This is a genomic window from Pseudomonas sp. LBUM1652 (assembly GCF_059716105.1).
This window is the reverse complement of sequence record NZ_CP166804.1, coordinates 3,088,105-3,102,167: the sequence shown is the minus strand read 5'-3', so window position 1 is coordinate 3,102,167 and position 14,063 is coordinate 3,088,105. Positions and strand designations below refer to the sequence as shown.

Here is a 14,063-nt window from a genome sequence, read left to right as displayed (position 1 = left end):
GATGATCCACTTACCCTCAAGTGACGCGCTCTGCGCGTTGACACACCCCTATTGCGCGGATTCGGTGCCGCCTGACCTGTTCAACCAGGCCATGACCGAAATCAGCCGGTTTCACTGCCAGCACACACCCGGCTACGAACATTGGTTGAATGCGAATGGACTCGACGCGCACGATCTGCAGAGTCTCGATGACTGGTCACGCCTGCCGCCGATATTTGCCAACTACTTCAAACAAAAACTGCTGCTCAGCAGCGTTGGTGAAGACGCTCTGGAATTGACGTCCTCCGGCACCAGCGGCCAGAAAAGTCGCATGCGCTATGACGAGCGCAGCCTGGCCGCCGCCCAATTCATGGTCGCGCAGATTTTCCGTCACTACGGCTGGGACACCCCGGACACGCCGTGCAACTACCTGCTGCTCAGTTATGAGCCGCAAGGTCGCATCACCTTGGGGACCTCGTTCACCGATCAGTTTCTGTGTCGTTTCGCCCCTCCCCATCGCGTGGTCTACGCCCTGCGCAACAATGGTAACGGCCATCAATTCGACGTGTTCGGCGTAATCGAGGCCTTGCAGTCGTTCGCCGAAGAAGGTCTGCCGGTGCGCATCCTCGGCTTTCCGGCCTTTCTCTGGCAAACCCTGCAACGCATGCAGGACACCGGCGTGGGCAATATTCAATTGCCCGCAGACTCGCTGGCCTTCTTCGGTGGTGGCTGGAAAACCCAGGCCGCCGACGAGATCCCCAGACAGCAGCTCTATGCCCGCATCCACCGGCAATTGGGCATTGAAACGTCCCGTTGTCGCGATGGCTACGGCGCCGTCGAGCACGCCGTGCCTTACATCGAATGTACTCGGCACCATTTCCATGTCCCGGTCTATTCGAAGGTATTTGTTCGCAATCCGGCAGATCTATCCCTACTGCCCTACGGTCAAAAAGGTTTGCTGAGTTTTGTCTCACCCTACATCTCGTCCAGCCCTGCGCATGCCGTCGTGATGAGTGACCTGGCCACGCTACACCCCGGCGCGAGTTGCGGCTGTGGACTGGCCAACGATTGGTTCGAACTGCATGGCCGCGCCGGTACAACGGCGGGCAGAAGCTGCGCGATGGCGGCAGCCGAATTGCTGGGGGGGCACTGAGATGTATTTGATAAATGGGCATCTGCACGACACCTGCAACTTCGAAGACGCACTTGAATGCCTGCAACAGGATCTTGCGCAGCACCTGAGTACGCCGCTTGAAAGCAGCACCGTGGTGACGGCCGCCACACGCTTTGCCGAGCAATTGCGCGACACCCCCGACGCGTTCGCACTCGATACCGAACAACGGCAAAGCCTGATCGACTTCTGCGCCGCGGAAAAATTGCAGGTCAAACTGCAACGCGAACTCGGCACGCAGCCCGACTCTTTGCGGCGAATCGATTATCGCCAAGCGCGCTTCGAATGCTGGAGTCCGCTCGGGTTGGTGGTGCACATCACCCCGGGTAACGCGCCGCTGCTGGCATTCTGCGCGGTACTGGAAAGCTTGCTGGCGGGCAACGTCAATTGGTTGCGCCCCAGCAGCAGCGATCAGCATCTGACCGCCCGACTGCTCGACGCTTTGCAGCAATGCGACCCGAGCGGACAACTCGCCGGTTACGTTGCCGTATTGCCGGTCGGCACTGCGCAGATTGGCCGATTGTGCCAACGCGCCAACGGTGTCGCGGCCTGGGGCGGTGAATCGGCCCTGCAAGCGATTCGTCAACAGATTCCAGCGGGCTGCCGCTGGATCGATTGGGGACACCGCATCAGCTTCGTCTACCTGACAGCCGATGCCGCCACGCCGCAGGCCCTGGACGCTGTGGCGGATGAAGTCTGTCGGCTGGATCAGCAGGCCTGCTCAAGCCCGCAATGGTTGTTGGTGGACAGCGACGACCCGGCAGTGCTGCGCGACATCGGTGAACGCCTGGCCGCAGCTTTCGAACGGCGCAGCGGGCAATGGCCGGCGCTGCTGCCCACGCCTCAAGAAGCGTCGCAAATCACCACGCACATGCAAATGTCCCGGCTGGCGCAAAGTTTTGCCGATCAAACCGGCCATGTCTGGAGCGCACCAGGCTGGCGGGTGATCTGGGCACATGAGCGCCAACTCGGTCCTTCGCCATTGTTTCGCAGTGTGCTGCTGCATCCCGTGCCCCGAGCGCTGATCACTGCCTCTCTGCTGCCATGGCGCAATGTCCTGCAAAGCTGTGCCCTGCTGTGCGCCGACTCGCACATCGGCGAACTGGCCCGGACGTTGATTTCTGCCGGTGTGACACGTATCGCGCCAATCGACGGCATCCACGATGGCTATGACGGCGAACCGCACGATGGCGTCTATGCGTTGCAACGGCTCAGCCGGCGCGTGTCTGTCAGCTTGCCTGCCGCAGTGCTGGCAAACCATGTCACCCTCGACCGCACGCCAACGCCCGCGTTGCTGCCCGGCCAGCCGATCATGAACAAAGAAGTGTTCATCGCCCAGCCGATCAACGCACAAGCCCAGTTGTATTTCCGTTCGGGAGGCAGCAGCGGTACACCGGCGTTGTCGGGTTACAGCCATCGTGATTTCCAGCGACAGATGCGCGCAACCGCCGACGGTTTGTTCGCCGCAGGCCTCGACCCATCGCGGGACCGGGTAATGAATCTGTTCTTCTGTGGCGGGCTGTACGGCGGCTTTCTGAGCTTTGCCAAAGTGCTCGAACTGCTCGACATCACGCACCTGCCCATGGGTGCCCCGACCGACGATGATTACCGTGAAATCGCCCAACTGATCGTCGATCAGCGCGTGACCGTACTGATGGGTATGCCAAGTACTCTGCACCGCCTGTTCCTCAACGAACGGCAACGACTGCAAGCCTATGGCGGGATCGACAAGGTGTATCTCGGCGGCGAGCACCTGAGCGAACAGAGCCGGACACTGCTGCGCAGTTGCGGCGTGTCCAGCATCCGCTCGGCGATCTACGGCAGCGTCGACGCCGGCCCACTCGGTCACGCCTGCCAAGCGACAGGCGATGGCGTGTTCCATCTGATGACCGACACCCAGCATCTGGAAATCGTCGCGTTCGACGATGATCGCCCCGTCGCTGGCGATGAAATCGGCCGACTGCTGTTCACCTCCATCGCACGGGAAGGACAGCACGTTCAGCGGTACGACGTCGGTGACAGCGGACGCTGGTTGTCCGGCTCGTGCGCCTGCGGACTGACCTCACCGCGCTTCGAACTGCTGCAACGCCACGGCAAGCTGATCCGCATCGGCACCGACTTCATTTCATTGAGCGAATTGGCGTCGCACCTGCAAGTGCCGTTTCAACTGCTGCTCGATCATGCGCCCGACGGCCTCGAGCGCATGCAACTGCGTAGCGAGCTCAACGCACAGGAAGTCCGGGCCCGGTTAGCAAATTACCCGACGCTGGCGACCGTTATTGAAACCGCTCTGTTGGTTCTGGAAGTTGAGGTCTGCGCCACGCAAAACTTCACGCGAAACAAACACAGCGGCAAAACACCGTTATTGATTGATTCGCGACGTCAATAAAAACCACGAATTCGATTAGCCCTTTATTGAAAAAGAGAACGCTGTGAAAACAACTGATTCCGTAAACGAGTTGATAACGTTTGCTCGTCATCACTCGCACTACTATGGGAAACACTTCGCTGATATTTCCGACACAATTACATCGCTCACACAACTACCCCTGATTGATCCGGTTGAATATTGGAGCGACAGTCAGATCCTCAGTCATTGGCCGGTTCTGACAGGATCGGTAGAACAGGCACTGGTATTTAAAACCGGCGGTTCAAACAGTGCCGGCAAACTTTCGGTGTATACCCGGGATGAATGGCACCGGTTGGTGAGTGAGTTCGGTAGCAGCCTGAATTGGCAATTCAAATCCGGTGACCGAGTGGCCAACCTGTTCTTTGCAGGTGATCTCTACGCCAGTTTCCTGTTCATCCACGACTCCCTTGCAAATGTGGCTGAAAATATCACCGAGTTTCCATTCACTGGCGACGTCGATTCGGCCGTTCTGGCCGAAGCGATCATGCAGAATCGGATCAATGTGCTGGCAGGCTTGCCCGCCCACTTGCTGACTTTTGCGAGCTGGCTCAAGCATCGGGGGCAGACACTGCCCGGCGTTGATACCCTGCTCTATGGTGGAGAAAGTCTGTTTGCTTCACAGCGCCACCTCCTCAACCGGGCGTTTCCCAATGCGCGCATCAGCTCTATCGGTTACGCCAGCGTCGATGCCGGCTTCATCGGCGCTAACCATCGCGACTGTGCCGACGGCGAGCATCGCATGCATGACGGTCACGCCCTTCTGGAGATCATCGACGAACAGTCCGGTGAGGTGATCGAGGCGTGCGATCACGCTGGCTTGTTGGTGATCACCAACTTCAACCGGCGCCTGATGCCGTTGATTCGTTACCCGGTTGGCGACCGTGCCTGCTGGCGCGAGCCCGCCGGCACTGCGCAGCGCAAATTCGCGCTCAAGGGCCGCAGCGCGAACAGCCAAAGGGTGCGGGTGGGTATTTTGTCGCTGATTCCTGATGAACTCGCCGAACTGGTCCGACGCACCGCCGCCAGTGACGACTGGCAACTGGTCATAGAACAGGTCGCGCACAAGGACGTATTGAGCCTCAAATGGGTGGCAACCGCCCAATCCACCACCATGGCCGAGGTCAACCTGGGGCTGGAGGCCGGGCTTATCGAGTTGTACCCGTTGTTCACGCAACTGCAGGCAGACCAACTTATGGATCTGCAAGTGCGCTGTTGCACGCTTGAAGATCTGCCACGCCATCCTCGCTCGGGCAAATGCCTGCGCGTGCTGGATCTGCGCCGCTACGAACACAACGACAAGGAGTTGGCCGATGGAACAGTTGATCCTGCGTAACTATCGCGAAACCGATGCGACGGCCGTCAGCCAACTTTTCCGGCAGGTCTATGGCGACCATTACGTGCAGCCCCATGTGTACCTGCCGCATCTGATCAGCCAGAACCACGCCGACAAGCGCTGGCACTCGCTTGTCGCCGTGGTCGGGCAACAGATTCGCGGCCACGCCACGTTGTTTCGCGACACGAACTCGTACACCGCCGAACTGGCATTGAGCGCCGTACATCCTGATACCCGCGGGCAAAACATCGCCACGCGCCTGGGCCAGCAACTGCTGGCGCACGCACAAGCGCTTGGCTGTCACGACGTATCAATCAAACAGGTGACCCATCATCCGTACACGCAACGCATGGCAACCACCCTCGGCTTCCACAACACCGGACTGTTGCCGGATTACGTGCCCTCACCGTTCGGTAGCCCGGCGCCTGAATCGATTGTCCTGGGCTGTCGCGTCATCGACGGCTATCAACGCCCTTTGCCCAGGCAGACCTGGCCGGCCAGTTGCCGGGCCTTCATGCAGCATCTGTGTCGGGTATTCGGTACACAGGAGCAAATGATTCAATGGCGTGGCCCGGCGATTCAACTTGAACAACACGCCAATCGGCATGACATGCGAATCAAGGAATTGGACCCTGGCCTGCTAAAACAGATACGGCGACTGCCGCAGCACTGGTTGATTTCTATCCGGCTCGGGCTGTCGCAGCACTTTGCCCGCGACCTGGACAGACTGGCGGCCATTGGATTTGTGTTTACCGGGCTGGCGCCCGTTGACGGAAATGAAGGGGGATGGCTGGCGCTTTTCCATCGGGGTATGCACCCGCGTGCGCTGGCGCTGCACTGCCCGAACATGCAACGTCTGCACGATCAGATGCAACTGCAAACCGCAGACACCTGGCATTGAAAAAACGGCCCGCTCCTGGCGACCGGGCCGTTTTCAAAACTCAGGCCTTGGCGCTGATACCCTTATCGTTCGGTGTTGCTACGCTACGGCCATTACCCATGCCGTAGGTCTTGAGGTTCTGCAACACATAGATGGCCTTTTTGTATTCAGGGATCAGGCCATTGGCGTACTTGTCGCCCTTGATGTTGTTGGTCTGGATGGTATCCAACTGCGTGGCGAAATATTCCAGCGCGTTGAACTTGGCTTCGGGGTCTTTCGGCACGCCGAACCGATCAAACTTGTCGCCAGCATTAAGCAGCGTCATGGCGGTGATCTCGGATATCAATCCACGTCCGCGCAGAAAAGCACTCAGATTGCCCAGACTTTTGGCCGAGACGTTTTCCGGATCGAAGCCCTTGACGTTCTTGTGCAGCTTTTGCCTGTCCATTTCAGCGATGTTGAGCGCGTTGGGATCATTGCCCACCAGGTTCAGCATTTGCTTAACCTTGGCGCTTTGCGTTACCGGTTTTCCGCGAGTACCGGTGTCCTGTACCAACAGACCTGCCTTGCTTTGCCAGGCCCCTGTGTAGCCGATAGTCATGGGTAAGCTCCTTGGAAGACGAGCATGAAAATGTCCTTTTGATCGACTTGAATGCGCAGAAGTATCTACCGGCCAACTAATGGCACCAACTCTTTTCATGCATCCGTTTACAATTCTTGTACATTCTCGATACAAATCGACAAACGCCCGTAAATGCTGGCCCACAAGTTCTCTTCCAGACAATTTTCATTAGGCTTTTTGCACTAACGAACCGCCTGGTTAGTTTGTATGTATCAAACCGGATACCTCCCGGCCATCGGGTCGCGTCTTTTTAGTACGCCTGTACCTAAAGCTTCTCGACATAGCGACGATACGTTAGGCATACCCCCACTGTTTACCCCACGCCCCCTAATAAGAAACGCAGCTCAAGGACCGGTCTCCATGCCCGCATTCCGCACCATTCAGGCTCGCTACACGCTGTTTCTGGTTCTGTTCATTCTGTTGTTGTCCGTACTTACCGTGGTTGGCATCAGCCAACTGGTCGCTCCCAAGCTGCGTCATACCGAAGAACAGGTAGTGCTCAACCGCATCGCCGAAGTCGCCGAACAGATTCAGGGCGAACTGAACAAGGTTCAGGCGCAACAGCGCAGCATCACCCAGACCATCCCACTGCTCGACAGCGCGGCCATCGACTCGGTGTTGCCGGGTCTGGTGGATCAGTACGGCGAGCTGAAGGTGTTCGGCGGCGGCATCTGGCCTCTACCGGGCCAACGTGAAACCGGGCGCAACAAGTTCAGCACCTTCTGGCACCGCGATGCCTCGGGCAAACTGGCGGTCAACACGTTCTGGAACAGTGACGCGGCCCCCAACTATTACGACCAGAGCTGGTACAAGGGCGGCATGGCTACGCCACGCGGTCAGTGCGCCTGGGCCGCGGCCTACAAGGACGACGCCAGCGCCGAGCCGCGCACCAACTGCGCCATGGCCATTCAGAAGAACGGCAACGCCTGGGGCGTGTCGACCATCGACGTGACACTGGGCTTCTTCAATGACCTGGTGGCCCGCAAGGAAAAAGACCTCAACGCTGAAATGCTGATCGTCGAGGCCGACGGCAAGATCATCAGCAACAGTTCGCGCATCAGTGGCCCGATCGTGCTGAAGAACATCAGCGAACTGGCCGCCAGCTCCACCTTCGCCAGTCAAGTCAAAACCGGCCTGCAAAACCGCGATCAGGCGCAACGTGTCGAGTTCGACAACAACGGTGAGGCCAGCACCTTCTTCATGCGCCCGATCGAAGGCACGCCGTGGTTCCTCGCCACTGCCCTGCCGACGAAAATGCTCACCGCCCAGCGCGACGACGTGCTCAGCACGCTGAGCCTGTTGCAGATCCCGATGGTGATCCTGCTGGTGCTGTTGCAACTCTATGCGATTCGCCAGTTGGTGCAGCGCATGAAAGCCTTGAAAGCCAACATCGACCTGCTCTCCAGCGGCGATGCCGACCTGACCCGACGCATCACCATCCGCGCCGAAGACGAACTCGGCGCCATCGGCCATTCGGTCAACACCTTTATCACTTACCTGCAAAACATGATCGGCGAGGTCACCCAGGCCACCGGCGCCATGGCGTCGAGTCTGGACAACCTGCAGCGCACCTCGGCGCACACCAGCCAGATCCTGTTACGGCATGCCTCGGAAACCGATCAGACCGTTACCGCTATCACCGAAATGAGTTCGACCGCCGAGAGCGTGGCGCAGAACGCCGCTGAAACCGCCGCGTTCACCCAGCGCGCCAACGAAAACGCCGACCGTTCGCGGGTGGTGGTGGGCGAAGCAACCAACAGCGTGGTGGCGTTGATCGACGAAGTGGCCAGCGCCACCCACAAAGTTGAAAACATGCAACAGGACGCCCAGCGCATCACCGAGATCCTCGGGGTGATCGGCGCAATTGCCGGGCAGACCAACCTGCTGGCCCTCAACGCCGCCATCGAAGCGGCCCGTGCCGGCGAGCAGGGTCGTGGCTTTGCCGTAGTGGCTGACGAAGTGCGTGCCCTTGCCGCCCGCACCCAGGCCAGCACATCGGAAATCAACGAGATGTTGACTCGCCTGACCCAAGGGGTGAGTTCGTCGGTCAGCGCCATGGAAAACACCCAAGCCAGTTGCCAATCGGCCGCCGATGCCACGGCACGGGTCAACTCCGGGCTGGATGAAATGGCCGGCTCCGTCAGCCACATCAACAGCCTGAGCACACAAATCGCCACCGCCGCCGAGCAACAGAGTGCAGTGACCGAAGAGATCAACCGCAGCATGGTGCAGATCCGGCACATGGTCGATGAACTGGTGCAAAGCGGCCAGGCCAGCGAACTCAATACCCGTCAGCTGCTGGAAGCCAATAGTCGCGTGAGTGCGATCATGGGGCGGTTCAAGGTAAGTTGATCCACTGACAAATTTGTAATCTCTCGCTCAGCAGGCTGTCAGGGTTGATCTACGATCATCCTGCCAGCCTGCGCTGTATCAACTTGTAACATTGCGTTGATGCGGGACAGGATAATTCGGTCAAACTGCGTTCTTTTTGGCTGCCATCCAAGTCGAGAGCCCATCATGCGAACCCACCTGCGTCTGGTCGCCCTGAGCGCCCTGTTCATCTCCTCCCTGGCGCAAGCCGCCGACCTGATCCCCATTGAAGTGCATCGCGACGCGAACTGCGGCTGCTGCAAAAAATGGATCAGCCACCTGGAAGCCAACGGTTTCAAAGTCGAAGACCACGTCGAAAGCGACATGAGCAGCTTCAAGCAACAACATGGCGTGCCGCCGCGCCTTGCCTCCTGCCACACCGGCATCATCAACGGCAAATTCGTTGAAGGGCATGTGCCGGCCGAACAGGTATTGGCGCTGAGCAAGCGTGACGATTTGCTCGGCGTTGCCGCACCCGGCATGCCGATGGGCTCACCCGGCATGGAAATGGACGGCATGAGCGATGCCTATCAAGTGATCGGCCTGAAAAAGGACGGTGCTGACGTGGTGGTGGCGGACTACCCGGCCCATTGATGGGCGCTGCTTACATCGGCTTGTTCTTTGCGGCATTCGGCGCGGCGACGCTGTTGCCGCTGCAGTCGGAGGCCTTGCTGGTCGGGTTGATCGTCAGCGACCGTTACTGGCTCTGGGGTCTACTGGCGGTGGCGACGCTTGGCAATGTGCTTGGCTCGCTGGTCAACTGGTGGCTGGGCCGGGAGCTGGAGCGTTTTCAGGATCGACGCTGGTTTCCGGTCAGCGCCACGCACATGGCCACGGCTCGCAAGCACTATGAGCGTTACGGGCATTGGTCGCTGTTGCTCAGTTGGCTGCCGATCATTGGCGATCCACTGACCCTGATTGCGGGCGTGATGCGCGAGCCGCTCGGGCGTTTCCTGCTGATCGTCACCCTCGCCAAAGGCGCACGTTATGCCGTACTGGCCATGCTGACGCTGGGCTGGCTCGGTTGAACATTCAGGCCCGGAGATTGCCTGTGTTTAACGTCGCCCTAATCCGGCCATTCCAGCATCCGCCGATTTCAAACGGAGTTTGACCTTATGTCTGTCGCGATTTCCCGTTGGCTGCCGGGCTTGTTCCTTACCGCTGCCCTGCCCCTGTTTGCCCATGCTGCAGCCACCCCGGCCGAAGGCCCGGCATACGGCCCGGAGTTGCAGGGCTTTGAATACCCTTACACGCTTAAACATTTCGCCTTTCAGTCACAGGGTAAATCCTTGCAAATGGGTTACATGGACGTCGCCGCCCACGGCAAGGCCAACGGCCGCACCGTCGTGCTGATGCACGGCAAGAACTTTTGCGCGGCGACCTGGGACAGTTCGATCAAGGCCCTGAGCGAGGCGGGTTACCGTGTGGTCGCACCGGATCAGATCGGTTTCTGTACCTCCAGCAAACCGGACAACTATCAGTACAGCTTCCAGCAACTGGCGACCAACACTCAGCAGTTGCTCAAAGCCCTGGGCATCCAGAAAGCCACCCTGCTCGGCCATTCCACCGGCGGTATGCTCGCCACCCGTTATGCGCTGTTGTTCCCTGATCAGGTCGACCAACTAGCGCTGGTCAACCCGATCGGTCTGGAAGACTGGAAAGCCCTCGGCGTGCCGTATCGCACGGTGGATCAGTGGTATCAGCGCGAACTCAAAGTCACTGCCCAAGGCATCCGCGACTACGAGCGCACCACTTACTACGATGGTCGCTGGAAACCGGAATTCGACCGTTGGGTCGACATGCTCGCAGGCCTGAGCAAAGGCCCGGGCAAAACCCAGGTGGCCTGGAACTCGGCGCTGATCTACGACATGATTTTCACCCAGCCGGTGTACTACGAGTTCAAGGACTTGAAGATGCCGACCCTGCTGCTCATCGGCACCTCCGACACCACCGCCATCGGCAAGGATCTGGCACCGCCAGAGGTGAAAGCGCAAATCGGTCACTACGACGTGCTCGGCAAACAAGTGGCCAAATTGATCCCGCAGTCGACACTGGTGGAGTTTCCCGGCATGGGCCACGCTCCGCAGATGGAAGAACCGGCGCAGTTCCACAAGGCACTGCTCGGCTGGCTGGACAAGACCAATCCCGTTCGTTGATGAGGTAGCGCTGATGGCGGTGCAGATTGCAGTAATCGATGACTGGCAGGACGTGGCCCGCGACGTGGTCGACTGGTCGGTCCTCGACAGCATCGGTGAAGTGACATTCGAACATGATTACCCGGCGGACAACGCCACGCTCGCCGAACGGCTGGGCAAGTACCAGGTGATCTGCGTGATGCGCGAGCGCACGCGGTTCGATGAAGACCTGCTCAAGCGCTTGCCCAATCTCAAGTTGCTGGTGTCCGGTGGTATGCGCAACGCCGCGCTGGACATGCAGGCAGCGGCAAAATTGGGTATCAAGGTCTGCGGCACCGACAGCTACAAACACGCCGCGCCCGAACTGACCTGGGCGCTGATCATGGCGGCCACGCGCAATCTGGTGAACGAAGCCAATTCGCTGCGCGCCGGTCAATGGCAGCAAAGCCTGGGCGGCGATCTGCACGGCAAGACGCTGGGTATTCTCGGCCTGGGCAGTATCGGTCAGCGAGTGGCGCAGTTTGGCCAGGTGTTCGGCATGCGGGTGATCGCCTGGAGCGAAAACCTCACGGCCGAACGTGCGGCACAGGTCGGTGTGACCCATGTCAGCAAGCAGGAACTGTTCGAACAGGCCGATGTGCTGTCGGTGCATCTGGTACTCAGCGAACGCAGTCGCGGGCTGGTCGATGCGCAGGCGCTGGGCTGGATGAAACCGACTGCACTGTTGGTGAACACGGCTCGCGGGCCTATCGTCGATGAAGCGGCGCTGATCAAGGTTTTGCAGAAACAGCGTATTGCCGGGGCAGCGCTGGATGTATTCGATCAGGAGCCACTGCCCGCGCTGCACCCTTTCCGCACGCTGGACAATGTGCTGGCGACACCGCACGTGGGGTATGTCAGTCGGCAGAACTATGCGCAGTTCTTTTCGCAGATGATCGAGGATATACAAGGCTGGTCGGCGGGCAACCCGGTTCGTTTATTGAACTGAAACCCTGTAGGAACTGCCGAAGGCTGCAATCTTTTGATCTTGATCTTTACAAAGCAGGATCAAAAGATCGCAGCCTCGTTTCACTCGACAGCTCCTACAGGAGCCATGCAGTCATCCAAATCAATAACTGCCCGCACCACAACAGTGCGCCCTCTCTCCCCACCAGCACAAAATCGTGACCGTCCAGTCACCGTTTTGACCCATCTCTCCAAAAAAACCTGCACTTCGTCGGTGCGTTTCCCCCCTCACACCACGGTTTCCGTGCCTCACCAACCGATTGTCGAACAATTTACCCATTCCCCCTCGCCCGCTCTAGGATCTGGCCTAGACTCATTTTCGCGGGGCGAAACCGGCCGGTCACACCACAGCAAAATAATCGAAACTTTTGCTGAAGACGGCGGGTCATCTGAAAGGCAGGGGGAACGCGACTGGTTCATTCCTTGCAATGGCCTCACCACCCATTCTGCTAGCGCGTGTTGGGTAGCGTTTGCTCACCGATGCGAGGCGCGTTTGCGCCCGGCCACAGGACTTGGCCATGGACATCGCTTGTTCAAGACAAGAATCAGATCAACGAGACGGGAGATTCATATGATCAGTGCGGCATTGGATATTCAGGGAGAGCGTGCTCAGCAGTCAGTAGGCGAATCGAGTACCGTCAGCGTTCCCGGCAGCCGATCGATCAGCGTCCCCGGCACCAAGACGCTGACTCCGGTAGCGAGTCAGAATCCCAACAAGAAAAAAGTATTGTTCGTGACCTCGGAAATCGCAGATCTGGTGAAGACCGGCGGCCTGGGTGACGTTTCCGCCGCCCTGCCCCGCGCCATGGCCCATCTGCACGACGTGCGGGTGTTGATCCCCGGTTATCCGCAGGTGATGCACAGCGAAAACCCGATCCATATCATCGGCGAACTCGGCGGCCACGCCGCGCTGCCACCGTGCAAGATTGGACGCATGGACATGCCGGACGGGCTGGTGATCTACGTGCTGATCTGCCCTGAGCTCTACGAGCGCGAAGGTTCGCCCTACGGCGCCAACAACGGTCGCGACTGGCCAGACAACCACATTCGCTTTGCTCGCCTGGGTCTGGCTGCTGCCGATATCGCCGCCAATCTGGCCCAGATTCACTGGTGCCCGGATCTGGTGCACGCCCATGACTGGCCGGCCGGCCTGGCCCCTGCCTATATGCACTGGCGCGGGCAGCGCACCCCAACACTGTTCACCATTCACAACCTGGCCTATCAAGGCGTCACCAGTCTCGGCTCCTGCCCCGAGCTCGGCATTCCGAACCATGCCCTGCAACAGGAAGGCATGGAGTTCTACGGCAAGATGTCGTTCCTTAAGGCGGGGATGGCCTATTCGAGCCACATCACCACAGTCAGCGCGACCTACGCACAGGAAATCACTACCCCGGATTTCGGCTGCGGCCTCGACGGCTTTCTCGCCGCCAAGACCCAGCAGGGTTTGCTCAGCGGTATCCCCAACGGGATTGATGAGAGCTGGGACGCGGCCACTGACCCACATCTATTCGCGCCCTTCGCCATTGGCGATTGGGAAGGCAAAGCAGTCAACGCCGCTCACGTTCGTGACCTGTTCGGGCTGAAAGACTCCGAAGGCCCGTTGTTCGCCGTGGTCTCGCGCCTGGTCTATCAGAAAGGCCTGGACCTGACCGAGGCAGTCTCCGAGTACATCGTACAGAACGGCGGCCAGATCGCGATTATCGGTCGTGGCGAGCCGGAAGAAGAGCAAGCCATGCGCGAATTGGCGCTGCGCTTTCCCGGCCAGGTCGGCGTACGCATCGGCTTCAACGAAACCGACGCCCGCCGGATGTTTGCCGGCAGCGATTTCTTGCTGATGCCTTCGCGTTACGAGCCATGCGGCTTGAGCCAGATGTACGCCCAGCGCTTCGGTTCGTTGCCGGTAGCACGCAACACCGGGGGGTTGGCCGACACCATCGAAAACGGCGTCACCGGGTTCCTGTTCGACGAGTCCACCGCCGACAGCTACCGCGAAGCCCTGAGCCGCGCCTTCAAGGTCTTTGCCTTTCCCGAACTGCTCAACGCCATGCGTTGCCGGGCCATGGCCGCGCCATTCAACTGGTGTAAAGCGGTCGAACCCTACGCTGAACTCTATGAACAACTGGTCGCCAAGGCGCTGGGTAAAGCACACCACAAATAA

General features: G+C 59.3%; 10 protein-coding genes and 2 pseudogenes. 11 read left to right on the top strand and 1 reads right to left on the bottom strand.

All coding sequences use genetic code 11. The annotated features are described in order from the left end of the window. Nucleotide 1: 1 nt before the first annotated feature. The 4 genes from ACA069_RS14055 (at nucleotide 2) to ACA069_RS14040 (ending at nucleotide 5,794) form a co-directional block, all read left to right on the top strand. Nucleotides 2-1,132: a LuxE/PaaK family acyltransferase gene (locus tag ACA069_RS14055; protein WP_497618103.1), complete on the top strand. Its 1,131-nt coding sequence runs from the start codon at nucleotides 2-4 to the stop codon at nucleotides 1,130-1,132. A gap of 1 nt (nucleotide 1,133) precedes the next feature. Continuing rightward, entirely contained in the window at nucleotides 1,134-3,539 is a 2,406-nt protein-coding gene (locus ACA069_RS14050) for an aldehyde dehydrogenase family protein (protein ID WP_497618101.1), read from the top strand. A 316-nt stretch (nucleotides 3,540-3,855) separates the two neighbouring features. Further along, a complete protein-coding gene (locus ACA069_RS14045) occupies nucleotides 3,856-4,893 on the top strand; it encodes a phenylacetate--CoA ligase family protein (protein ID WP_497618099.1) in 1,038 nt (345 codons plus the stop codon). Then, nucleotides 4,871-5,794, top strand: coding sequence for a GNAT family N-acetyltransferase (locus ACA069_RS14040; RefSeq protein ID WP_489879834.1), 924 nt, complete (start codon nucleotides 4,871-4,873; stop codon nucleotides 5,792-5,794). The genes ACA069_RS14045 and ACA069_RS14040 overlap by 23 nt, the downstream gene beginning before the upstream one ends. A gap of 40 nt (nucleotides 5,795-5,834) precedes the next feature. Here the strand turns inward: ACA069_RS14040 and ACA069_RS14035 are convergent, their stop codons facing one another. After that, nucleotides 5,835-6,374: a hypothetical protein gene (locus ACA069_RS14035; protein ID WP_497618097.1), complete on the bottom strand. Its 540-nt coding sequence runs from the start codon at nucleotides 6,372-6,374 to the stop codon at nucleotides 5,835-5,837. Nucleotides 6,375-6,602: 228 nt separating this feature from the next. Here ACA069_RS14035 and ACA069_RS14030 point away from each other — a divergent pair. The 7 genes and pseudogenes from ACA069_RS14030 to glgA all read left to right on the top strand — a co-directional run. Further along, a pseudogene (locus tag ACA069_RS14030) lies at nucleotides 6,603-7,886 on the top strand (HAMP domain-containing protein); the annotation flags it as partial. Between the two features lie 339 nt (nucleotides 7,887-8,225). Then, nucleotides 8,226-8,747, top strand: a pseudogene (locus ACA069_RS14025) (methyl-accepting chemotaxis protein); the annotation flags it as partial. Nucleotides 8,748-8,912: 165 nt separating this feature from the next. Then, on the top strand, nucleotides 8,913-9,359 hold the full coding sequence (locus ACA069_RS14020) for a DUF411 domain-containing protein (RefSeq protein WP_497618095.1): 447 nt from the start codon (nucleotides 8,913-8,915) through the stop codon (nucleotides 9,357-9,359). Further along, nucleotides 9,359-9,793, top strand: coding sequence for a YqaA family protein (locus tag ACA069_RS14015; RefSeq protein WP_497618094.1), 435 nt, complete (start codon nucleotides 9,359-9,361; stop codon nucleotides 9,791-9,793). The genes ACA069_RS14020 and ACA069_RS14015 overlap by 1 nt, the downstream gene beginning before the upstream one ends. An 87-nt stretch (nucleotides 9,794-9,880) precedes the next feature. Continuing rightward, nucleotides 9,881-10,921, top strand: coding sequence for an alpha/beta fold hydrolase (locus ACA069_RS14010; RefSeq protein WP_497618092.1), 1,041 nt, complete (start codon nucleotides 9,881-9,883; stop codon nucleotides 10,919-10,921). A gap of 13 nt (nucleotides 10,922-10,934) precedes the next feature. After that, a complete protein-coding gene (locus ACA069_RS14005; RefSeq protein ID WP_489879831.1) occupies nucleotides 10,935-11,888 on the top strand; it encodes a D-2-hydroxyacid dehydrogenase family protein in 954 nt (317 codons plus the stop codon). Nucleotides 11,889-12,476: 588 nt separating this feature from the next. Beyond that, nucleotides 12,477-14,063 (top strand): glycogen synthase GlgA, encoded by a 1,587-nt coding sequence (gene glgA / locus ACA069_RS14000; RefSeq protein WP_187678323.1) that lies wholly within the window; start codon nucleotides 12,477-12,479, stop codon nucleotides 14,061-14,063.